The sequence below is a fragment of the Rugamonas violacea genome (genome assembly GCF_016461825.1).
GTDB lineage: Bacteria > Pseudomonadota > Gammaproteobacteria > Burkholderiales > Burkholderiaceae_D > Rugamonas.
In genome coordinates, this window is record NZ_JAEMNU010000083.1 from 115,275 (window position 1) to 137,219 (window position 21,945).

A 21,945-nucleotide genomic window follows, 5' to 3' on the forward strand; every position below is an offset into this window, starting at 1 on the left:
TAAATGGATGAAAGCGGGGAATACAGCATACTCGCTGTGCCGCACGATAGGGAAGTTGGAAGAAGAAATATTGCTATAAGAAAAACTTCAGCGCGCCGCCGGAGCGGGCGGCGGCGCCGCGCCCTACTGGCGGAACTGTTTCTCGTTGGCCAGCTGGCGCGAGCTGATGCGCGACAACTCGCCCATCTCCTCGGCGAGGAATTCGACCAGGTCGTCGATCGAGACGATGCCCGTCAGGCCGCCCAGGCTGTTGACCACGGGCACCCGGCGGATACCCTTGAAACGCATGCGTTCGATGGTCTCGTAGACGTCCTCGTCCTCGCTGGCGGTCATCAACTCCTCGACCATGATGTCGCCGACCAGCAGGCTGGCCGGGTCTAGGCCCAGGGCGATGACGGAGACGACGATGTCGCGGTCGGTGATGATGCCGACCGGGACGCGCTCGCCGTTGGGTTGTTCGACCACGACGAGGTCGCCGACATGATGGTTGCGCATCAACAGCGCGGCGCCCTGGACGGTCAGGTCGCGCTTGCAATGCACGGTTTGCACGGTACAGATTTCACCAATACGCATGGCAGTCCCCTGCCCGGCGGCATGCCGGGAAAAGCTTACGTTAACACGTGGGGAAAGGGAAAAAGCTGATCCCGCTCAATTGCGCGGGCCTGGGGGCGCGGCCTCAGGCCTTGCCCGGTTCGGGTTCCGGCATCAGGCAGGCTTCGACCATTTGCAGGTCGTTGTCGTTGGCGAAGGCCACGACGAAGTGGTAGGCCAGCGGTTCGATCTGGCGCAGCTTGGCGTTGACCACCACCGATTTGACGCCGTTGACGACGGTCGGATGCACATACGGCGAAAACTGCAGGTGGGAATTGCGCGAGGTGGTGCCTTCGGGGCGGAAACACGACATCACACCGCACAGCCGCTCGGCCCAGTCGCTGGGGCGGAACTGGCGGCCATTGCTGGTGATGCCAAGAATAAAGAACTCGTCGCGCGGTTCTTTCTTGTTTTGAGCGGTCTCGGCCATAGGCGGCTTGTGGGTAACAAGTGTGCGTGGAAGATCCCGGCAGGTGCGCCGGGCTGGTAAAGCGATCCTTTGCGGATATTCAGTATTATATCTTATAGAAGACCTGAATTGCTAAACCCTTGATTACATACACTTTTTACAAGCAAGGGGAGCCAGAATGACAACACGCGCAGGCGCGGCGCGCTATGTCCCACGGGCAAGCCCCATTGTAAGCCTGTTTTTCCGCTTAGCCCAGCCAGACCGCGCCGGACAGCAATAACAGCAACATCATCCACAACAACAGGGCGCGCCAGACCAGGCCGACGGTGCTCTGCAGGGCGCGCACGCTGGGCTCCTCGCCCGGCAGCACTTCCGGTTCGACGTCGGTGGTGTCGACGGTGGCGGCATCGACCGGCAGCACCTTGGCCGCGTTCTCGGCCGGGGTGCCCAGGCGCACGCCCATGGCGCCGCCGCCGGCCGACAGGATGATGCCGATCGCCTCGTCCTGCCAGCGGTCGGCGAAGTTGCGCCAGGCGTAGATGGCGTCCTCGAAGTTGCCGACCACGGCGAAGGCGACGGCGGTCAGGCGCACGGGAATCCAGTCGATCCAGTAGAAGGCCTGGGCGGCGAACTGGCCGAAGGCCTCGTTGCGCATGTGCTCGGGCTCGTTCCAGGCGCGCGACAGGTATTCGGCGACGCGGTACATCACCGCGCAGGCCGGACCGAGCGGCATGAGGAACCAGAAGAACACGCCGAAGACGTTGCGGTGGGTGGTGATCAGCGACTTCTCGACGGCGATGCGGGAGATTTCGGCGACTTCCATGCCCACCGTGTCGAGCTTGGTCCACTCGGCCAGCAGGCCGCGCGCGGTGGCCTCGTCGCCGGCGTTCAGGGCCAGCTGGATCGAGGTGAAATAGTGGCTGTAGTGGCGGAAGCCGAGGGTCAGGTAGACGATCAAAATGTTCCAGGCGAAGGCGGCGAGGAACAGCTTGTAGTGCATCAGCACCCAGTAGATCAGCGCCGTCGGCAGCATCAGGATGGCCATCATCAGGAACCAGCCCATGCGGCCGTGGCGCGGGTGGCCGGCGTTGAACCAGGTCTCCATCCGCAACGCCAGACTCTTGATCTCGGCGTAGATCGGATTGTCTGCGCGCAGGGGTTTTAGTTGTTCGATCAGTAGCGCGCAAAGAATGGAAAGAAATGTCATCAAACGTCCTTTTAATCAGCAATGCCGTAATGCCCGCTACGATAGCGCAGTGCAGTGGCGGAATCAAACTTATTGCGGGAATTTCATCACCGGCGCGCTCAGGCGCGCAGGAAATGGAATAGATTGCGCAGCATGCCGGCCGTCGCGCCCCAGATGTAGAAGCGATCATACGGCATCGCGTAGAAGGAACGGCGCCCGTCCGGCAGCGCCACCGACAGGCGCTGGTGGTTCAGGCCATCCATCAGGAAGGCCAGCGGCACCTCGAAGATCTCCTCGACCTCGCCCGGGTCGGCGTTCAGCTCGAACGGCGGCGCCACCAGGCCGACCACCGGCGTGACCCGGTAGCCGGTGCCGGTGTAGTAGTCGGGCAGGATGCCGAGCACGTCGACGTGGCGCCGTTGCAGGCCGATCTCCTCCTCCGACTCGCGCAGCGCGGTGTCGATGGGCGAGGCGTCGTAGTCCTCGGCGCGGCCGCCGGGGAAGCTGATCTGGCCGCCGTGGTCGGTCAGGTGGGCGGTGCGCCGGGTCAGCAGGATGGTCATGCCGGCGGCGCGCTGCACCAGCGGGATCAGCACCGAGGCCGGGGTCGGCGTCTCGCGCAGGGCCAGGACCGGCTCGCTGTGCTCGGGCGTCCACGGCGGCGGCGCGGCGAAACGCTGGCGCAGCCAGCCGGCGACCAGGCGCTCGGCCGCCAGCGGCGCTTCGCCGGCGATGTCGCCGGCGGGTAATTGTTGGGGATCGAATTGGGACTTGGCCACGTGCTACCTCCTCACGCCACTGTACAGCGGACAGCGCGCAGATGCAAAAAAGGGGCGCCAGCCGGCGCCCCTTCTATCCAAACACAAGCGGCAATTAAGCGCTTGCTTTCGCCACAACGCGGCGATTTGGCAGTTTTTCTTTGATACGTGCCGATTTGCCCGAACGCTCGCGCAGGTAGTACAGCTTGGCGCGACGGACGTCACCGCGGCGTTTCACTTCGATCGAAGCGATCAGCGGGGAGTACAGCTGGAAAGTACGCTCGACGCCTTCGCCGGACGAGATCTTACGAACGATGAAGTTCGAGTTCAGGCCACGGTTGCGACGGGAGATGACGACGCCTTCGTATGCCTGGGCGCGCTTGCGGGTGCCTTCGACGACGTTGACGTTGACGATCACGGTGTCGCCAGGTGCAAACTCAGGGATGGTTTTGCCCAGGCGAGCGATTTCTTCTTGCTCGAGTTGTTGAATCAGATCCATTTTTCTTACTCCATAAACCATCTTGCCGGCGCGGCCATGGCGTGCGGGACGCCCTGTGCCCGGTAGAGGATGGGGTTAAACACGCGGGCAACATGCCCGCAGGGTACAACGACGGATTTACGAACCCGCCAAAAACTTTTCGTCGAGCTTGCTGAGCAAGCCCGCCGCGCGCGCCTTGGTCAGCAAATCGGGGCGCTTGCGCGCGGTCGCCTCCAGCATGCGCTGGCGGCGCCATTTCATGATCTCGGCGTGGTTGCCGCCCATCAGGACGGGCGGCACCGCCACGCCCTGGTAGACGTCGGGCCGGGTGTAGTGCGGCGAATCGAGCAGGCCGTTGACAAAACTATCCTCGACCGCCGAAGCGTCGGTGTTCAACACGCCGGGCAGCTGGCGGATCACGGCGTCCATCAAGGCCATCGCCGGCAACTCGCCGCCGGACAACACGAAGTCGCCCAGGCTGATTTCCTCGTCGACGCAACGGTCGAGCAGGCGCTGGTCGACCGCCTCGTAGCGGCCGCACAGGATCACCAGACCCGGCTCGGCTTTGAGCCGCATGACCCGCTCGTGCGTCAATTGCTTGCCCTGGGGCGACATGAACAGCACGCGCGGCGGCGGCAGACCGGCGTCGGTCTGCCGTTGCTTGGCGGCGGCCAGGGTCGCTTCCAAGGGCTTGGCCAGCATCACCATGCCGGGGCCGCCGCCGTAGGGGCGGTCATCCACGGTGCGGTGATTGTCGCTGGTGAAATCACGCGGATTCCACAGCGACAAGCCACATTTATTCTGTTCGAAGGCGCGCCGGGTGATGCCCGACTGCGTCAGTGCGCCGAACATTTCCGGGAACAGGGTCACGACATCAAATTGCATGGCCTGCCTTTCCAGACTGTCCACTACGCGTGCTCGGGAGCGACTTAATAATCCAGACCCCAGTCGACGGTGATCTTCTTCGCTTCCTTGTCCACCTTGACGATGAACTGGTCGACGAAGGGAATCAGGCGCTCTGGCGCCACGACTGCCGGATCGGCATCGGCTGCGGCCGCTGGCTTGATGCGCAAGATCGATTGAGGACCGTTGCTCATCATGTCAGTCACCTGCCCCAGGTGCTCACCTTGTACATTTTCTACTGTCAGGCCGATCAGATCGGCCCAATAAAATTCATCTGCCGACAGCGTCGGGAAATGACTGCGCGGAACGAACACAGCGGCGCCTTTGAGCGCTTCTGCGGCATTCCGGTCGGTCACGCCCGCCAGCTGTGCGCAAACGTCGCCGCCATGCAGTTTGCACTGCGTGACATCGACATCGCGCATGGCCGGCTTGTCGAGCCACCAGGTTTCGACGTTCAGCAGGGCATCCGCATCTTCCGAGAAAGGTCTTACCCTCACCCAGCCAGCGACGCCATAGGCACCGTAGACAAAGCCTACCTGTGTCAAATCGTCGGGGACTTGCACCCCGGATGCTTGCTTATCGGTCAAACCAGTGAACCAGACTTAAGCCGATTTGTTCGCGGCGACCAGACGGGCCACGGTTGGCGACAGTTGCGCGCCGACGGATTCCCAGTGAGCCAGACGGTCAGCGGTGATGCGGAATGGCACTTCGCCACCCGATGCCATCGGGTTGTAGAAACCGATGCGCTCGATGAAACGGCCATCGCGACGATTGCGCGAGTCGGTTGCAACGATGTTGAAGAACGGACGCTTCTTGGCGCCTCCACGAGCTAAACGAATAACGACCATAATATTTCCAAAAAGTGTGCTGAGACGGAAAAAGCCGCAAATTATAGCGCGCCTGACCGCAAAGCAGCAAGCGTTATCAAATAATTGGGCAGTGTTGGGGTAATCGGTGATTATCCCTCGTTCCGGCGCAGGCGGCAATAGCCTTGTTACCTAAAAAAGATAGGCCGGGGCCGGTATTATGACCGATACTGCCCACTTTCCCGCAACCGGCGTGCATTTGTCACGATATTTATGACCGTTTCGCACAAGAATAAAACCTTCGCCACCCTGCTCGGCTTCCTGTTGGGCGGCCTGGGCGCCCACCGTTTCTACCTGCGCGGCGCCAAGGACGTCTGGGGCTGGCTGCACCTGGCCTGCCTGCCGGCCGCCGTGCTGGTCGCCGTGGCGGCGCCAGGCGCCGACTGGTTTTACCAGATCATGCCGATGACCTTGTCGGTGTTGATCGGCTTCCTCGAGGCGCTGGTGCTGGGTTTGATGTCCGACGAGAAATGGGACGCCGGCTTCAACCAGGGCTCCGGCCGCCAATCGGATTCGACCTGGCCGCTGGCGCTGATCCTGGTCGCCACGCTGATGCTGGGCGCGGGAGGGCTGATCGCCACGATTTCACGCCTGTTTGACTTGTTGTACACTGGGGGCGCATACGGTTAATTCCGCACCCCGACACCCCACCACGGAGAAAAAATATGACAACCCGTCCTTTGATCGCGGCCCTGCTGTTGGCCGGCATGATGTCCAGCGCCTACGCCCAGCCGCCGCTCAGCCCCAAGGAGCAATACTCGATCGACAGCAAGCGCGCCGCGACGCGCTACGCCGACGACAAGAAGCTGTGCGCCGAGGAAAGCAACTCCGGCGCCCGCATGCAGTGCACGCGCGACGCCAAAAGCGAATATGACAAGAGCGTGAAGGCCGCCAAGGCCGCCCTCAAGGCCGGCCCGGCCAAGCCGGCGGCGGCCTGCAACGACTGCGCCAAGGTGCTGTCGGTCAACGTCAGCGATAAGGCCGGCGAAGGCAGCGCCCTCGGCGTGATCGCCGGCGGTGTCGCCGGCGCCCTGCTGGGCAACCAGGTCGGCAGCGGCCACGGCCGCGAACTGGCCACCGTCGCCGGCGCCGCCGGTGGCGCCTACGCCGGCAACAAGATCGAGCAAAAGGCCAAGTCGAGCAAGGTCTGGACCGTCGCCGTGCAGTATCAGGACGGCAAGCAGGCCAGCTTCAACTTCGACCACGACCCGGGCCTGATGGCCGGCGACCGCGTCAAGAACGCCAACGGCAGCATCGTGCGCAACTAAGGACGGTCTCGGCGGCAAGAAGGCAAGCGCCAAGGGCGGTCTCGGCGGCAAGAAGGCAAGCGCCCGCCAAGCCGGCCGGAAAACCCCAGCGGCGCAAATCTGGGGTCGGACCCGGCGGGTCCGACCCCGGCTCCTGCCGGTGGGTTCCCCGCCCAGCCGAAGACGAAAAGAAGCAGCCCACGGGCTGTTTTTTTTCGTCCGCGACACCATATCCACCAAACAACATTCTTATCACGCAAGGAGACGCCGTGCAGCCAGACCCCACTTTCCCCGCCCAATGGCAACCACTGGTCGACCAGGCCGCCAGCACCTTGCGCGCGCTGGCGCTCGACGAAACGGCCAAGGAAAAATTCTGCCGCGACCCACTGCTGCGCCCCCACATGCACAAGGTGTCGCAGCGCTACGTGGCCGGCCAGACGGTCGCCTCGGCGCTGCAGCGGGTGGCGCAGATCAACGCCCAAGGCCACGCCGCCTCGGCCGAATACATGGGCGAGAGCTGCCGCGACGAGGCCTTCGCCATGGCCGAGACGGAAGTCTTCATGGAGCTGTGCAAGTCCATCGGCGAGCAGAACCTGAAATGCTCGATCTCCTTCGACCTGTCGCACATCGGCTCGCTAGTCGATCCCGAGCTGGGCTTCCGCAACGCCCGCCGCATCGCCCACGCCGCCGCCTGCATCAACCGCGAGGTGATGATCTCGATGGAGGCGGCCGAGCGCGCCGACGACATCTACGCCATCTACCGCCGCCTGCACCAGGAAGAGAATCTGGACAACGTCGGCATCACCGTGCCGGCCAAACGCCACCGCACGCCGGCCGACCTGCCGGCGCTGATGCGCCTGCCGGGCCGCATCCGCCTGGTCAAGGGCGCCTTCCTCGAGGGCGAGGACGTGGCCTACCACCGCAACAGCGCCGAACTGGCGGCGGCCTACCGCGCGCTGGCCGGCGAGCTGCTGCTGAGCGGCCACAAGTGCTCGATCGCCAGCCACGACCGTGGCATCCAACACGATCTGAGCGAGCTGATCATCAAGGAGCGCATCGACCCGCGCAACTATGAGTTCGAATCGCTGATCGGCCTAGGCAGCGAACAGATCGAGGGCCTGCGGGCGCGCGGCTTCCCCACCCGCGAATACGCGGTGTTCGGCGAAGAGCACTTCCTGTATGTGTTGAACCGCATCGCCGAGGAGCCGGTGCGCTTGTACCAGGCGGTGATCGACCTGATGGCCTGAGCGGGCGCCAAGCGGGCGTCGCGGCGGGCCGCCGGACGGCGACAAGCCGCCCAGGGGCGGGGTCCGCCGCGCCAAACGGACGAACGCCGGCGCGGGCCGGCATCCGCATCGCCGCGACACGACTCAGTTGCGGGCGTCCTTGGGCTTGCCGCCCTTCGGCCAGTCCTTGGCCTTGCCGGCGTACACCGGACGCGGCTGGTGGGTGAAGAACTCGGACACGTCGAGCGCATCCTGGTCGGACAGCGTGCCGCCCTGCCCCAGCGGCATATTGTATTTGACGAAGGCCGCCGCCGTGAACGTGCGCGCCATGCCGGCGCCGTCGTTGAAGGAATCCTTGCCCCACAGCGGAGGGAAGGCGTAGCCGCCGGCGCCGTTGCCGACGCCCTCGCCGGCCGCGCCGTGACAGCTGACGCACTTGTCCGCATACACCTGCTTGCCGTGCGCCCCGTTCGGCACCAGCTTCTGGTCGATCGCGCCGAAGCCGCGCCCCTTGACGCTGACGCCGGTCGGCACATCGCTCGACAGCCATTGCATATAGGCCAGGATGTTGTTCATCTCGTCGGAGTTGTAGGCCAGCGCCTTGCCGTTCATCGACCGTTCCAGGCAGTCGTTGACGCGCTCCTGCAAGGAAATGATCTTGCCGCTGCGCGAACGATACTCGGGGAACACGCCCCAAATGCCCACCCACGGCGAAGCTTGGGCGACGGTGCCGCCCGCCAAGTGGCAATTGGTGCAGTTGAGTTTGTTGCCGACGTTGACCGGCAGACGTTGGTGGGTTTCGCTCAGCAACAGTTTGCCGGCCTGGATGGCCACGCCTTTCGGCCCGGCGGGGATGCTCGAGTCGGCCGGTGGCTTGAGTTCCGGCGCCGTTTGCGCGTGGGCGGCAGCACCACCCAACGCGGCAAGGATTAGAACAAGATGTTGACGAAAGTTCATACTGTCTCCTTGGATGTTATCAATTCCTCATGACGATCATCCGTGCCGCACGGAAATATCGACATGTTGCCAAAGAATACTATTGAACGTCGCAGACGCCAAGCGTCAGCCCACCGGGCCCGCACAATAAAAAAGCGGCCCGAAGGCCGCTTTTCACTAGCGTAGCGCAGACCGGCTTAGAACTGGTCTTCGCTCAAGGCCAGCACGCCGGCGCTGCCGTCGATGATGGCGATGCGCAGGCCCGAGGCTTGCGACAGGATGTGGTCGGCGAAGAAGCGCGCGGTGGCGATCTTGGCGCTGTAGAAGCTGGCGTCGCCCTCGTTGGCGTCGAGTTTCTGCTGGGCGATGATGGCGGCGCGCGCCATCTGCCAGCCACCCAGCACCAGGCCGGCCAGTTTCAGGTACAGCACGCTGCCGGCGAACACGCCCTTGATGTCGCTCTTCATGTTGTTGGCGACATACTCGACCACCGCCTCCAGATCCTTGCTGCCGGACGACAGCTGGGCCAGCATGGCCTTGAAGTCGGCGCCCGGCAGGGCGGCCAGTTGCGCCTCGGTGGCGCGCACCTGGGCGATGATGCCCTTGGCCACGGCGCCGCCGTCGCGCACGGTCTTGCGGCCGACCAGGTCGTTGGCTTGGATCGCCGTGGTGCCTTCGTAGATGGTGAGGATCTTCGAGTCGCGGTAGTGCTGGGCGGCACCCGTCTCCTCGATGAAGCCCATGCCGCCGTGCACCTGCACGCCGTCGCGGGTGACGTCTTGCGACATTTCGGTCGACCAACCCTTGATCACCGGCACCAGATATTCGTAGACCGCCAGGTTGGCCGCGCGCACCGCCGCGTCCTCGTGGCTGTGGGCGATGTCGCTGATGGCCGCGCCGACGTAGGCCAGCGCGCGCGCCGCCTCGGTCTGCGAACGCATGGACATCAACATGCGGCGCACGTCGGGATGGTGGATGATAGCCACCGGACCGGCCGAGCCGGCCAAATCGCGCGACTGCACGCGGTCCTTGGCGAAGGCGACCGCCTTCTGATAGGCGCGCTCGGCCAGGCCGATGCCCTGCATGCCGACGCCGAAGCGGGCCGCGTTCATCATGATGAACATGTATTCCAGGCCGCGATTTTCTTCGCCCACCAGGGTGCCGATGGCGCCGCCGTGGTCGCCGAATTGCAGCACGGCGGTCGGGCTGGCCTTGATGCCGAGCTTGTGTTCGATCGAGACGCAATGGGCGTCGTTGCGCGCGCCCAGCGAGCCGTCGGCGTTGACCAGGAACTTGGGCACGATGAACAGCGAGATGCCCTTGACGCCGGCCGGTGCGTCCGGCGTGCGCGCCAGCACCAGATGGACGATGTTGTCGGCCATGTCGTGTTCGCCGTAGGTGATGAAGATCTTGGTGCCGAACACTTTATAGGTGCCGTCGCCCTGCGGCACGGCGCGGCTGCGCACGGCGGCCAGGTCGGAACCGGCCTGCGGCTCGGTCAGGTTCATGGTGCCGGTCCATTGACCCGACACCAGTTTTTCCAGGTAGATGGCTTTTTGCGCGTCGCTGCCGGCCGTCAGCAGCGCCTCGATGGCGCCGTCCGACAGCAGCGCGCACAGCGCGAAGGAGATGCTGGCCGAGTTGAGCATCTCGATGCACGGCGTGGCGAACAGCTTGGGCAGGCCCTGGCCGCCGAACTCGACCGGATGCTGCACACCCTGCCAGCCGGCTTCGGCGAAGGCCTTGAAGGCTTCCTTGAAGCCCTTCGAGGTGGTGACCTGGCCGTCGTGCCAGAAGCTCGGCTCCTTGTCGCTCGGATTGTTCAGCGGGGCGACGACGTTGGCGCAGAACTTGGCGTTCTCCTCCAGCACGGCCTCGGCGGTGTCGGCGGTGGCGTCCTCGTTGCCCGGCAGGGCGTTGACGGCGGCCAGGTCGGCCAGTTCGTTCATCACGAACAGCATGTCTTTCAGCGGTGCTTGATACGGCATTCTCTATTCTCCAAGAAAACAAGCCACGGCGACCCGGCTATGCTGCGGGATCGGCGTGGCTTGGGGGTGTTCAATCCAAGTGCTGTTGAAGCGGATTAGCCCAGTTCTGCGACCAGTTGCGGCACGATTTCGAACAGGTCGCCGACGATGCCGTAGTCGGCCACGGAGAAGATCGGCGCTTCGGGATCCTTGTTGATGGCGACGATGGTTTTCGAATCCTTCATGCCGGCCAAATGCTGGATCGCGCCGGAGATGCCGACGGCGATGTACAAGGTCGGCGCGACGATCTTGCCGGTCTGGCCGACTTGCCAGTCGTTCGGCACGAAGCCGGCGTCGACGGCGGCGCGCGAGGCGCCCATGGCGGCGCCCAGCTTGTCGGCCAGCGGCTCGAGCACTTTGAAGGCTTCGCCCGAACCCATGCCACGGCCACCGGAAACGATGACTTTGGCGGCGGTCAGCTCGGGACGGTCCGACTTGGCCAGCTCGCGGCCGACGAAGACCGACTTGCCCGAATCGGCGACGGCGGCAACGTTCTCGGTCGCGGCCGAACCACCGGTGGCGGCGGCGGCGTCGAAGCCGGTGCTGCGCACGGTGATGACCTTGACCTTGTCGGACGACTGCACGTAGGCGATGGCGTTGCCGGCGTAGATGGGACGCTCGAAGGTGTCGGGCGAATCGACCTTGGTGATTTCCGAGATCTGCGCCACGTCCAGCTTGGCGGCGACGCGCGGCAGGATGTTCTTGCCGTAGGCGGTGGCCGGGGCCAGGATGTGGCTGTACGCGGCGGCCAGCGCCAGCACCTGCTCCGAGATGTTCTCGGCCAGGCCGTCGGCGAAGTGGGCGGCGTCGGCCACGATGACTTTCGACACGCCGGCGATTTGCGCGGCGGCGGCGGCGGCGGCGCCGGCGTTGGAACCTGCGACCAGGACGTGCACGTCGCCACCGCACTGCAGCGCAGCGGTGACGGTGTGGTGGGTGCTGCCTTTCAGGCTAGCGTTGTCGTGTTCAGCAATAACTAATGCGACCATGATTTTTTCCTAGAATGTGTTCTAAACCCGCGCGGCGGAAACCGGGGTCGGACCCTATTGCGGCGGCACCAACTTCGGCCTGCGACAACAATCCGGGGTCTGACCCCAGCCTCAGTGCGCCGGGGTAAAAATATAAACGGCCAGGCCGCGCTTAGATAACTTTGGCTTCGTTACGCAGTTTCGCCACCAGCGTCGCCACGTCGGGAACCTTGATGCCGGCCGAGCGCTTGGCCGGCTCGACCACTTTCAGGGTCTTCAGGCGCGGGGTCACGTCGACGCCCAGGTCTTCCGGCTTGGTCACGTCGAGCGGCTTCTTCTTCGCCTTCATGATGTTCGGCAGGGTGACGTAGCGCGGCTCGTTCAGGCGCAGGTCGGTGGTGATGATCGCCGGCAGCGTCAGCGACAGGGTTTCCAGGCCGCCGTCGACTTCGCGGGTGACGCTGACCTTGCCGTCTTCCAGCACGACTTTCGAGGCGAAGGTCGCCTGTGGCCAACCCAGCAGGGCCGCCAGCATCTGGCCGGTCTGGTTGGAGTCGTCGTCGATCGCCTGCTTGCCCAGGATGATCAGTTGCGGCTGTTCCTTGTCGGCCAGCGCCTTGAGCAGCTTGGCCACGGCCAGCGGTTCCAGTTCGACGGCGGTCTCCACCAGGATGCCGCGGTCGGCGCCGATCGCCATGCCGGTGCGCAGGGTTTCCTGGCACTGGGTCACGCCGCAGGAGACGGCGACCACCTCGGTGACCTTGCCGGCTTCCTTCAGGCGCATGGCCTCTTCCAGAGCGATCTCGTCGAACGGGTTCATCGACATTTTGACATTGGCGATATCGACGCCGCTGCCGTCAGACTTGACGCGCACTTTGACGTTGTAGTCGACCACGCGTTTGACGGGTACCAAGACTTTCATAGCTGTGCCTTTGGGAAAAATAAAGAATGACGGGACTAAATAGTGGGCTAGATTATATGAGAAATTTAGCCAACAAACAGAATTTAAGCACGATCGTGCGATTTTTTGCTAGTATAAATCGTCTAAAAGACGCATTTTTCCTGGATAAGTATTTCTTGGGAGAACGAGCCGGGGCGAAAAACGCCCCGCCCGAACACGCGGCGATGGGATGCCGGCCAGACGGCCGGCGCCGCAGGTCTATTTGCGTTGCATCAAAAAGACGAATTCGCGACCGTTTTGCACGTGGGAAAGCAAAGCGTTGCCGGTCTGCTTGGCGAAGGCCTGGAAATCGCGCACCGAGCCGGGGTCCGTCGCCATGATGCGCAGGACCTCGCCACTTTCCAGCTCGGACAAGGCCTTCTTGGCCTTGAGAATCGGCAGCGGGCAGTTCAGACCCCGGGCGTCGAGTTCTTTGTGGAATTCCATGATCTCGGTTTCAATTAAAGTATCACTCATCAATATACCCACAATGTTGTTGTACTGATTTTCGACATACTACTCCAAATCAGGTCGATTGACGCGCTGCACCAAAATAGTTCACCGTCCGTTGTGAAGTCACAACGATAAATTCAGAATAGTAACGGCCCGCACCATGGGCGCGGGCCGCATGTTTGCTGCTTATGCGCGTTGCGCGACCCATGCTGCAACGCCAGCTAAGGCGCCCGCCAGACCGCTAGGATCGGTGCCGCCGGCCTGCGCCATATCGGGGCGGCCGCCGCCTTTTCCGCCCACTTGTTGTGCAACGAAGTTGACCAGCTCGCCCGCCTTGACCTTGGCCGTGGCGTCCGCCGTCACGCCGGCGATCAGGCTGACCTTGCCGTCGGCCACGCTGGCCAGCACGATGGCGGCGGTTTTCAGCTTGTCCTTGAGCTTGTCCATGGTTTCGCGCAGCGCGGTGACGTCGGCGCCGTCCAGGGTCGCCGCCAGCACCTTGATGCCGTTGACGTCGACCGCCTGGTTGACCAGTTCGTCGCCCTGGCCCGAGGCCAGTTTCGACTTCAGCGCGGCCAGTTCCTTCTCCAGCGCCTTGACGTGGTCCTGCACCTGGCCGATCCGCGCGGTCAGCTCTTCCGGATTCGATTTCAAGGCGGCGGCAGCCTCCTGCAGGCGGCGGTTCATGGCCTGCACCAGCGCCAGCGCGCCCTCGCCGGTGACGGCTTCGACGCGGCGGATGCCGGCGGCGACGCCGCCTTCGGCGATGATCTTGAACAGGCCGATGTCGCCGGTGCGGTGGACGTGGACGCCGCCGCACAGTTCTTTCGAGCTGCCGATGTCCATCACGCGCACCTCGTCGCCGTATTTCTCGCCGAACAGCGCCATCGCGCCGTGTTTGACGGCATCGTCAAACGACATATTGTGCGACTGGGTGGCGACGTTGGCCAGGATCTCGCGGTTGACGATGGCTTCGACCTTGACGATCTCCTCGGCGCTCAGCGCGGCGTTGTGGCTGAAGTCGAAGCGGGTCTTGTCGGCGTCGACCAGCGAACCCTTTTGCGCCACGTGGCCGCCCAGCACTTCGCGCAGCGCCTTGTGCATCAGGTGGGTGGCCGAGTGGTTGCGGATGGTGCGCGCGCGCACCGCCTCGTCCACTTGGGCGGCGACGGCGTCGCCGACCTTCAGCACGCCGGCGGCCAGCACGCCGTGGTGGCCGAACACGTCGGCCTGGATCTTCAGCGTGTCCTCGACCTCGAACTTGGCGGCGGCCGTGCTGAGCAGGCCCTGGTCGCCCATCTGGCCGCCGGACTCGGCGTAGAACGGCGTGGTGTCGAGCACCACGATGCCGGCCTGGCCGGCAGTCAATTGCTCGACCGGCGCGCCGTCGGCGTACAGGGCGACGATCTTGCTGTCATGGACCAGCTTGTCGTAACCGACGAAGGTGTTCTTGTCGCCCGAGTAGACCACGTTGGCGGCCATCTTGAACTTGCCGCCGGCGCGGGCTTTTTTCTTCTGCAATTCCATGGCCACGGCGAAACCGGCCTCGTCCAGCTTGACGTCGCGTTCGCGGCAGATGTCGGCGGTCAGGTCGAGCGGGAAGCCGTAGGTGTCGTACAGCGTGAAGGCGGTGGCGCCGTCGAGGTTCTTGCCGTCCTTGGCCAGCTGCGCCTCGAGGATCTTCATACCGTTTTCCAGCGTCTCGCCGAAGCGCTCTTCTTCCTGCTTGAGCACCTGGGCGACGCGCTCGGCGGCCTCGTTCAACTCGGGGTAGGCGACGCCCATCTCCAGGTTCAGGTCGGCCACCAGCTTGTAGAAGAACGGCTTGGTCTGGCCCAGCTTGTGGCCGTGGCGCAGGGCGCGGCGGATGATGCGGCGCAGCACGTAGCCGTGGCCTTCCGAGCCGGGGATGATGCCGTCGACGATCAGGAAGGAGGCGGCGCGGATGTGGTCGGCGATGACGCGCAGCGATTTCGATTCCAGGTCGGTGGCGCCGGTTTCGCGCGCGGCGGCCTTGATCAGGTTCTGGAACAGGTCGATCTCATAGTTGCTGTGGACGTGTTGCAGCACGGCGGCCAGGCGCTCCATGCCCATGCCGGTGTCGACGCAGGGCTTGGGCAGCGGGTTCATATTGCCCTGCTCGTCGCGGTTGAACTGCATGAACACCAGGTTCCAGATTTCGATGAAGCGGTCGCCGTCCTCGTCGGCCGAGCCCGGCGGGCCGCCCCAGATGTCGGCGCCGTGGTCGTAGAAGATCTCGGTGCACGGGCCGCAAGGACCGACGTCGGCCATCTGCCAGAAGTTATCCGAAGCGTAACGCGAACCCTTGTTGTCGCCGATGCGGATGATGCGCTCTTGCGGCACGCCGATCTCGTTGGCCCAGATGTCGTAGGCTTCGTCGTCCTCGAAGTAGACGGTGACGGTCAGCTTGTCGGCCGGCAGCTGGTAGACCTTGGTCAGCAGCTCCCAGGCGTAGTTGATGGCGTCGCGCTTGAAGTAGTCGCCGAAGCTGAAGTTGCCCAGCATTTCAAAGAAGGTGTGGTGGCGCGCCGTGTAGCCGACGTTTTCCAGATCGTTGTGCTTGCCGCCGGCGCGCACGCAGCGCTGCACCGAGGTGGCGCGCGAATAGGGACGCGTGTCGAGGCCGAGGAAGACGTCTTTGAATTGCACCATGCCACTATTTGTCAACAACATGGTCGGGTCGTTGCCTGGAACCAATGGACTGGAACGGACGATCGAATGACCCTTGGATTCGAAAAACTTGAGGAATTTGTCGCGGATTTCAGATGATTTCATGTCGTATTGGCAGAGGTGGCTGGCAGATGCAAAGGGTTGATTATACGTGATTCAAGTCGACAAAATGGTGGTCGAATTGGAGACCGGCCTCGGCCGCGGGGCGCGCCGGCGGCCGAGGCGGTCCGCCACCGCGTCAAGACGGCGCGTCAAGACGGTGCCTCAGGCGAAGTCGGGCCCGATCAAATCGATGCGGTCGGTGCAGAAACCGTCGACGCCCCAGCCGAGGATTTCGCGGCCGCGGACCGGCTCGTTGACGGTGTAGCAGAACAGGCCGTAGCCGGCCCGTTTGATGGCGCCGGCCAGCTCGGCCGTCAGATGCTTGTGGTTGGTGTGGATCGCCACCACGCCCAGCGCCTCGGCCTGCGCCTGCCATTGCTCGGGCACGCGGTCGAGCAGCCAGCCACGCGGCAGCCCGGCGGCGGCGTCGCGCGCGGCGGCCAGCGCGACCACGCTGAACGAGGCCAGCAGCGGCAAGGCGGCCGGCTCGCCGGCGGCCAGCTCGGCGGCGAACAAGTCGCGGGTCTGCCGCGCCACCCAGTCGCCGGTGCGCTGCTCGTGGCCGGGCACCGGCTTGATCTCGATGTTCATCCAGATGCGCTGGGCCTTGCAATAGTCGACGAACTGGGTAAAGAAGGGCACCGGCTCGGCGCGGAACTGCGGGCCGAACCAGGCGCCGGCGTCCATCTGCGACAGGGCCAGGGCGTCGGTCTCGGCAACGTTGCCCCGGCCGGCCACGGTGCGGCCGAACGCGGGGTCGTGCATGACCATGCCGATGCCGTCGCGCGACAGCATGACGTCGAATTCGACGGCGCGAAAGCCGTAGGCCAGGCCGGCGCGCAGGCCGGCGATGGTGTTTTCCGGCGCCAGGGTGCCGCCGCCGCGATGCGCAACTATTTTAGGGTAGGGCCACATATACATGCCTCATAGACAGAATTCATGACTTAACCATCAACATTACCACGGCTCGCGTCGGCATGGCTGGGCGGCGATAAAATCTTTGCCGCGCCGCACAACGTTGTCTAATCGCAAAAATAGTGGCGGCCGCACCGGCTCAGACGGTAAGCTAGCGCCCTATCCGATTTCTTCAGAGGCTGAAACATCATGACAGATGCCACAGAACACCATTCTGGCATGCCAAAGGCGCTGGGCCACATCCGCGTGCTCGACCTGAGCCGTGTGCTGGCCGGGCCGTGGTGCTCGCAAAACCTGGCCGACCTGGGCGCCGACGTCATCAAGATCGAGCGTCCCGGCAGCGGCGACGACACGCGCGCCTGGGGTCCGCCGTACGCGCGCGACGGCGCCGGCGTCGACACCAGCGAGGCGGCCTACTACCTGGCGGCCAACCGGGGCAAGCGCTCGGTCACCGTCGACATCGCCAGAGCCGAGGGCCAGGCCCTGCTGCGCGAGCTGGTGCGCCATTGCGACGTGGTGCTGGAGAACTACAAGGTCGGCCAGTTGAAGCGCTACGGCCTGGACTACGACAGCCTGAAGGCGATCAAGCCGGACCTGGTGTACTGCTCGGTGACCGGCTTCGGCCAGGACGGCCCCTACGCCCACCGCGCCGGCTACGACTTCCTGATCCAGGGCATGGGCGGGCTGATGTCGGTCACCGGCGAGCGCGACGACCTGCCCGGCGGCGGACCGCAAAAGGTCGGCGTGGCGCTGACCGATTTGATGACCGGCATGTACGCGACCATCGCCGTAATGGCGGCGCTGACCCACCGCGACCGCAGCGGCAGCGGCCAGTACATCGACATGGCCCTGCTCGACGTGCAGGTGGCGATGCTGGCCAATGTCGGCAGCAACTACCTGAACAGCGGCAAGCCGCCTAAGCGCTGGGGCAACGCCCATCCGAACATCGTGCCCTACCAGACCTTCGCCTGCAACGACGGCTATATCATCGTCGCCACCGGCAACGACGGCCAGTATCAGAAGTTCGTCGAAACGGGCGGCCGGCCGGAGTTGGCCAACGATCCGCGCTTCGCCACCAATCCGCTGCGCGTGCAGCACCGCGACACGCTGGTGCCGCTGCTGGCGGCGATGGTGTCGACGCAAAGCCGCGCCTATTGGATCGCCGAACTGGAAGCGGTCGGCGTGCCCTGCGGCCCGATCAACGACGTCGGCGAGGTGTATCAAGACCCGCAGGTGCAGGCGCGCGGGCTGGTGGTCGAGCTGCCGCATCCGACCGCCGGCACGGTCAAGCTGGTGCGCAGCCCGATGAAGCTGTCCGCCACGCCGGCGCTGGCCGAGCTGGCGCCACCGCTGCTGGGCCAGCACACCGAGGAGGTGCTGGGCCAGTTGCTCGGCCACAGCGCCGCCGACATCGCCGCGCTGCGCGCCAAGGGCGTGCTGTAGTCAAGGCCGGACGGGCGGCGCGCCAGCTGCCGCCCGCTACTAACTATCGCAACTACCGCCACTACCGCCACTACCGCTGTCACTGCTGTCACTGCCGCCATCGACGCAGCGGCGGCGGCGACGACGGCGGCACCTCAATGTACCTGATGCTTCAGTTCCGACAATTCCTCGTGCATATGCAGCACGGCGCTGCGCATTTGCGGCGTCAGCCTGGCGCCGCTGGAGCAGACGCGCTTGGCGCGGTCGCCCAATTGTTCCAGGTCATCGACCATTTTGCGGATGCGTAACTCGTCCTTCGACTGGATCACTTCCTTCACCAAATCGGATTGCCTATCCAGCCGCTGCAGGCAGTCGCGCAGCTCACTCGGCACATCCCGTTCCGCCGAACAGGCTTGCGCGGCCTGACCGATGGCTTGTTCCACACTGCTAAACCGGCGTTGGATCTCATTCGTTTGCAACATGATGAATTCCTCCATGGGTGGTCAGGCCCGGGGCAGGCCTGCTCTGGTTGGACCATGTGGTGCGGGAAAGGTTGCATACCAACCGGGTGCAAGTTTGGCATGGATCAGCTCGCCAGCATGTAGTTGCCCGGCGGCCTTTGTAAGCACTTGTGACAAGCGCAACAAATGTCGAAAATGTAAGTTACATTACGGCATCGTTTTTACCGCCACCGCGCTTTCGCCCATGCCTTTCTTCCGCAACATCCCGCGCATCTGGATCGGCCTGCTGCTGACGCTGACCCTGCACTTGGCCCTGCTGTATGCGCTGACGCTCGAAAACCCGGCGGCGCCGCCGGAAAACGGCCACGCGGCGCGGCCGGCGATCCAATGGCTGCTGCCGCCGCCACCCAAACGCTCGACGCCGCGACCGCCGCCGCCGACGGCCCCAGCAGTGCCCACGCGGCACCAGCCGGCGGCCAAGCCCGCCGAGGCGACGCTGTTACCGCCGCCACCACAGGCGATCAGCGCGGCCAAGGAGGCGCCGGCGGCCGAGCCGGCCGCCGCGCCGCAGGCCGATGCCATCTTCGGCGCGGCGCCACCCAGCGCCGCCGACATCATGCGCCAGGCCAGGCACGACCTGGGCAAGATCGACAAGGATTTGCGCAAGGAATTTCCGCAACGGGGCGAAACGGTGCGGCCGGACTCCAAACAAGCCAGGCTGGAGCGCGGCATCAACGCCGCCCACGAGGCGGTGCCGCCGAAGTGGTATGAAGGCGCGACGATCAAGGAAATCAGCACGCTCAACAGCCGGGTGCGGATCTACAAGATCAGCACGGCGCTGGGCGCCTACTGCATCACCATCAAGGAAGACGGCGACAAGCGCTATACCAACTGTCCGAGCTGAACTCCGCCTTGCACGCCGCTCAGGCCGGGGCCATGGCCAGCTCGGCCCGGCCCAGCGGCTGCAGGCCGCGCAGGCGCAGGGCGATCAGCAGCGCCAGCACCAAGCCCAGCGCCAGCACCATCACCACGCCGTTCCAGCCGTCGCGTCCCCACATCACGCCGCTGGCCGAGCCGATCACGCTCGATCCCATGTAGTAGAAAAACAGGTAGAGCGCCGAGGCCAGCGCCTTCGGCGCGCCGGCGCGCCGGCTGACCCAGCTGCTGGCCACCGAGTGGGTGGCGAAGAAGCCGAAAGTGAACAGCGCGGCGCCGGCAAGGATCAGCAACAGGCTGGCCGACAAGGTCAGCAGCAGACCGCTCAGCATCATCGCCAGCATCATCCACTGCACACGGCGGCGGCCCAGGCGGTCGGCCAGGCGGCCGGCCCAGACCGAGCTGAAGATACCCAACAGATACAGCAGCGAGACCATGCCGACCAGACTCTGGCTCAGGCCGAACGGCGGCGCCAGCAGGCGGTAGCCGATGTAGTTGTAGAAGCTGACATAGCAACCCATGAACAGAAAGGCCATGGCGAACAGCCACGGTAGACCGCTGTCGCCGCAATGCTGGCGGACGCCCTCCAGCAGCGCGCGCCAGTCGCCCCGGCCCGGCGTGAAGTGGCGCGAGGCCGGCAGGCTGCGGCGGAACTCCCAGGCCGCCAGCAGGCCGGCCAAGCCGACCGCCAGCATGGCGACGCGCCACGACATCCAGTCGCTCAGCAGCGAAGTGAACACTCGCCCGGCCATGCCGCCGAAGGCGCTGCCGCTGATGTACAGCCCCATCGACAGGCCGAGCGAGGCCGGTTCGATCTCCTCGCCCAGATAGGCCATGGCGATCGCCGGCATGCCGCCCAGCACGGCGCCGAGGGCGGCGCGCAGCAGCAGCAATTGCGGATAGTTTTGCGCGCCGGCGCACAGCAGCGTCAACACGGCGGCGCCGGCCATCGCCGCCACCATCAGCGGCTTGCGGCCGAGGCGTTCCGAGATCGAGCTCAGCAACAGCATCGACACGGCCAGCGCCGCCGTCGACACCGACAGCGCCAGGCTGCTTTGCGCCGCAGTGAGCGCAAACTCGTGCGACAACAAGGGCATCAGCGGCTGCACGCAGTACAACAGGGCGAAGCTGGAGAAGCCGCCGAAGAACATGGCGCGGTTGCTACGCTTGAAGGCCGAGGTGCCGGCGGCGATGCGCGCCGGCGGCGAGCACTCGGCCGGGAGCGGGGCGGCGGACTGCTCGGACTGCTCGGACTGCTCGGGCTGGGCCGGCTCGGCGGCCGATGGGGAGGATGCGCGGGACATGATGACCTGGAGATGAACGGGATGGCTTCATCTTAGGATTGCGCATTATTACTGTCCAATATATATTTAAGGCATCAGTAATACTTTAAAGAGATAACAAAACATGGAACTGCGCCACCTGCGCTACTTTGTCGCCGTCGCCGAGGAACTCAGCTTCACCCGCGCCGCCGAGCGCCTGCACATCGGCCAGCCGCCGCTGAGCCAGCAGATCCAGGCGCTGGAGGCGGAAGTGGGCGCTAAGCTACTCGAACGCAGCAAGCGCTGGGTGCGCCTGACCGAGGCCGGCAAACTGTTCCTCGACGACGCCCGCCGCGTGCTGGCCCTGTCCGAGCAGGCGGTGCAAACGGCGCGCCGGGCGCAGCGCGGCGAGACCGGCGAACTGCGCATCGGCTTCACCGCCTCGACTCCGTTCACGCCGCTGTTCGCCGCCGTCATCAACCGCTACCGCCAGCGCTATCCGGGCGTCAGCCTGCTGCTGCAGGAGATGCCCACCCTGCCCCAGCTGGCGCGCATCGCCGCGCGCGAGATGGACCTGGGCTTCGTCCGCCCGCCCGAGCACGCGGTGGACGACAGCATCCACCTGACCACGCTGCGCCAGGACCCGCTGCTGCTGGTGCTGCCGCAGGACCATCCGCTGGCGGCGCAGCAGGTGGTCTCCATCGGCCAGTTGGAGGGGCAGCCCTTCGTCATGTATCCGAAGACGGCAGGCACCGGCATCCATCCGCAGATCTTCCGCCTGTGCCGCGCCGCCGGCTTCGTGCCGCACGTCGCCATCGAGGCCGGCGAGGCGACCACCATCATCGGCCTGGTGGCGGCCGGCTGCGGCATCTCGCTGCTGCCGGCCGCCTTCGAAATCCTGCACATGGAGGGGGTGTGCTACCGCCGCCTGGCCGAGCCGGCCGCCGGCACCATGCTGCAACTGGCCCGGCGCGCCGAGGAGAACTCGCCGCTGATCGCCGCCTTCGTCGCTGTGGCCGAGGAGGCCGCCGCCGAGGCGCGGCCGCTTTGAGCGCTTGCGCGGGAGGCTGGCAAAACCCAACGGCAGCAACTGGGGTCGGACCCGGCGGGTCCGACCCCGGCTCTTTGCCTGTGGGGTTGGCCGGCATCTGCGGCGCGCGGCCGTTCG

The 21,945-nt window shown here is 64.9% G+C and carries 23 protein-coding genes; 6 read left to right on the forward strand and 17 right to left on the reverse strand.

The window, feature by feature from the left end:
• Window positions 1-123: 123 nt before the first annotated feature.
• The 8 genes from H7U20_RS16490 to rpsP form a co-directional block, all read right to left on the reverse strand.
• On the reverse strand, window positions 124-573 hold the full coding sequence (locus tag H7U20_RS16490) for a CBS domain-containing protein (protein WP_199760236.1): 450 nt from the start codon (window positions 571-573) through the stop codon (window positions 124-126).
• A gap of 103 nt (window positions 574-676) precedes the next feature.
• Window positions 677-1,021: a DUF3579 domain-containing protein gene (locus H7U20_RS16495; RefSeq protein ID WP_199760237.1), complete on the reverse strand. Its 345-nt coding sequence runs from the start codon at window positions 1,019-1,021 to the stop codon at window positions 677-679.
• 226 nt (window positions 1,022-1,247) lie between these two features.
• Complete coding sequence (locus H7U20_RS16500) at window positions 1,248-2,207, reverse strand: CobD/CbiB family protein (RefSeq protein ID WP_199760238.1); 960 nt, start codon at window positions 2,205-2,207, stop codon at window positions 1,248-1,250.
• Between the two features lie 98 nt (window positions 2,208-2,305).
• Complete coding sequence (locus H7U20_RS16505) at window positions 2,306-2,965, reverse strand: CoA pyrophosphatase (protein WP_199760239.1); 660 nt, start codon at window positions 2,963-2,965, stop codon at window positions 2,306-2,308.
• A 94-nt stretch (window positions 2,966-3,059) separates the two neighbouring features.
• Entirely contained in the window at window positions 3,060-3,443 is a 384-nt protein-coding gene (rplS, locus tag H7U20_RS16510; protein WP_099415880.1) for a 50S ribosomal protein L19, read from the reverse strand.
• Window positions 3,444-3,560: 117 nt separating this feature from the next.
• The gene (gene trmD / locus H7U20_RS16515) at window positions 3,561-4,307 is read right to left on the reverse strand and encodes a tRNA (guanosine(37)-N1)-methyltransferase TrmD (RefSeq protein WP_199760240.1); all 747 of its coding nucleotides are present in this window, start codon (window positions 4,305-4,307) and stop codon (window positions 3,561-3,563) included.
• A gap of 44 nt (window positions 4,308-4,351) precedes the next feature.
• On the reverse strand, window positions 4,352-4,912 hold the full coding sequence (gene rimM, locus H7U20_RS16520; protein WP_233410809.1) for a ribosome maturation factor RimM: 561 nt from the start codon (window positions 4,910-4,912) through the stop codon (window positions 4,352-4,354).
• A 15-nt stretch (window positions 4,913-4,927) separates the two neighbouring features.
• The gene (gene rpsP / locus H7U20_RS16525) at window positions 4,928-5,173 is read right to left on the reverse strand and encodes a 30S ribosomal protein S16 (RefSeq protein ID WP_093385996.1); all 246 of its coding nucleotides are present in this window, start codon (window positions 5,171-5,173) and stop codon (window positions 4,928-4,930) included.
• 231 nt (window positions 5,174-5,404) lie between these two features.
• On the opposite strand from rpsP, the gene H7U20_RS16530 reads away from it, so the two are divergent.
• From H7U20_RS16530 to H7U20_RS16540, 3 genes are all read left to right on the forward strand, one after another.
• Complete coding sequence (locus tag H7U20_RS16530; protein ID WP_199760241.1) at window positions 5,405-5,821, forward strand: NINE protein; 417 nt, start codon at window positions 5,405-5,407, stop codon at window positions 5,819-5,821.
• 35 nt (window positions 5,822-5,856) lie between these two features.
• Complete coding sequence (locus H7U20_RS16535; protein WP_199760242.1) at window positions 5,857-6,459, forward strand: glycine zipper 2TM domain-containing protein; 603 nt, start codon at window positions 5,857-5,859, stop codon at window positions 6,457-6,459.
• A 248-nt stretch (window positions 6,460-6,707) separates the two neighbouring features.
• Entirely contained in the window at window positions 6,708-7,685 is a 978-nt protein-coding gene (locus H7U20_RS16540) for a proline dehydrogenase family protein (RefSeq protein WP_199760243.1), read from the forward strand.
• A 123-nt stretch (window positions 7,686-7,808) separates the two neighbouring features.
• On the opposite strand, the gene H7U20_RS16545 is transcribed toward H7U20_RS16540, so the two are convergent.
• The 7 genes from H7U20_RS16545 to ugpQ form a co-directional block, all read right to left on the reverse strand.
• Window positions 7,809-8,621, reverse strand: coding sequence for a c-type cytochrome (locus H7U20_RS16545; RefSeq protein ID WP_199760244.1), 813 nt, complete (start codon window positions 8,619-8,621; stop codon window positions 7,809-7,811).
• A 176-nt stretch (window positions 8,622-8,797) separates the two neighbouring features.
• Window positions 8,798-10,588 (reverse strand): acyl-CoA dehydrogenase, encoded by a 1,791-nt coding sequence (locus H7U20_RS16550; protein ID WP_199760245.1) that lies wholly within the window; start codon window positions 10,586-10,588, stop codon window positions 8,798-8,800.
• A gap of 95 nt (window positions 10,589-10,683) precedes the next feature.
• Window positions 10,684-11,616, reverse strand: coding sequence for an electron transfer flavoprotein subunit alpha/FixB family protein (locus tag H7U20_RS16555; protein WP_199760246.1), 933 nt, complete (start codon window positions 11,614-11,616; stop codon window positions 10,684-10,686).
• A 151-nt stretch (window positions 11,617-11,767) separates the two neighbouring features.
• Window positions 11,768-12,517 carry an electron transfer flavoprotein subunit beta/FixA family protein gene (locus tag H7U20_RS16560; protein WP_093385976.1) on the reverse strand — a complete coding sequence of 250 codons (750 nt, stop codon included), beginning with the start codon at window positions 12,515-12,517 and terminating at the stop codon, window positions 11,768-11,770.
• Window positions 12,518-12,754: 237 nt separating this feature from the next.
• Complete coding sequence (locus H7U20_RS16565; RefSeq protein WP_093385973.1) at window positions 12,755-12,982, reverse strand: sulfurtransferase TusA family protein; 228 nt, start codon at window positions 12,980-12,982, stop codon at window positions 12,755-12,757.
• A gap of 192 nt (window positions 12,983-13,174) precedes the next feature.
• On the reverse strand, window positions 13,175-15,784 hold the full coding sequence (alaS, locus tag H7U20_RS16570) for an alanine--tRNA ligase (RefSeq protein WP_199760247.1): 2,610 nt from the start codon (window positions 15,782-15,784) through the stop codon (window positions 13,175-13,177).
• Between the two features lie 159 nt (window positions 15,785-15,943).
• Entirely contained in the window at window positions 15,944-16,696 is a 753-nt protein-coding gene (gene ugpQ, locus H7U20_RS16575) for a glycerophosphodiester phosphodiesterase (protein WP_199760248.1), read from the reverse strand.
• Window positions 16,697-16,885: 189 nt separating this feature from the next.
• Between ugpQ and H7U20_RS16580 the strand changes: the two genes are divergently transcribed.
• The gene (locus H7U20_RS16580) at window positions 16,886-18,139 is read left to right on the forward strand and encodes a CaiB/BaiF CoA transferase family protein (RefSeq protein ID WP_199760249.1); all 1,254 of its coding nucleotides are present in this window, start codon (window positions 16,886-16,888) and stop codon (window positions 18,137-18,139) included.
• A 134-nt stretch (window positions 18,140-18,273) separates the two neighbouring features.
• Here H7U20_RS16580 and H7U20_RS16585 read toward each other — a convergent pair whose 3' ends face one another.
• Complete coding sequence (locus H7U20_RS16585) at window positions 18,274-18,615, reverse strand: hypothetical protein (RefSeq protein ID WP_233410810.1); 342 nt, start codon at window positions 18,613-18,615, stop codon at window positions 18,274-18,276.
• A gap of 208 nt (window positions 18,616-18,823) precedes the next feature.
• Between H7U20_RS16585 and H7U20_RS16590 the strand changes: the two genes are divergently transcribed.
• Window positions 18,824-19,483 (forward strand): hypothetical protein, encoded by a 660-nt coding sequence (locus tag H7U20_RS16590; protein ID WP_199760250.1) that lies wholly within the window; start codon window positions 18,824-18,826, stop codon window positions 19,481-19,483.
• Window positions 19,484-19,502: 19 nt separating this feature from the next.
• Here the strand turns inward: H7U20_RS16590 and H7U20_RS16595 are convergent, their stop codons facing one another.
• A complete protein-coding gene (locus H7U20_RS16595) occupies window positions 19,503-20,819 on the reverse strand; it encodes an MFS transporter (RefSeq protein WP_199760251.1) in 1,317 nt (438 codons plus the stop codon).
• A 103-nt stretch (window positions 20,820-20,922) separates the two neighbouring features.
• On the opposite strand from H7U20_RS16595, the gene H7U20_RS16600 reads away from it, so the two are divergent.
• Window positions 20,923-21,828, forward strand: coding sequence for a LysR family transcriptional regulator (locus H7U20_RS16600; RefSeq protein WP_199760252.1), 906 nt, complete (start codon window positions 20,923-20,925; stop codon window positions 21,826-21,828).
• Window positions 21,829-21,945: the final 117 nt, after the last annotated feature.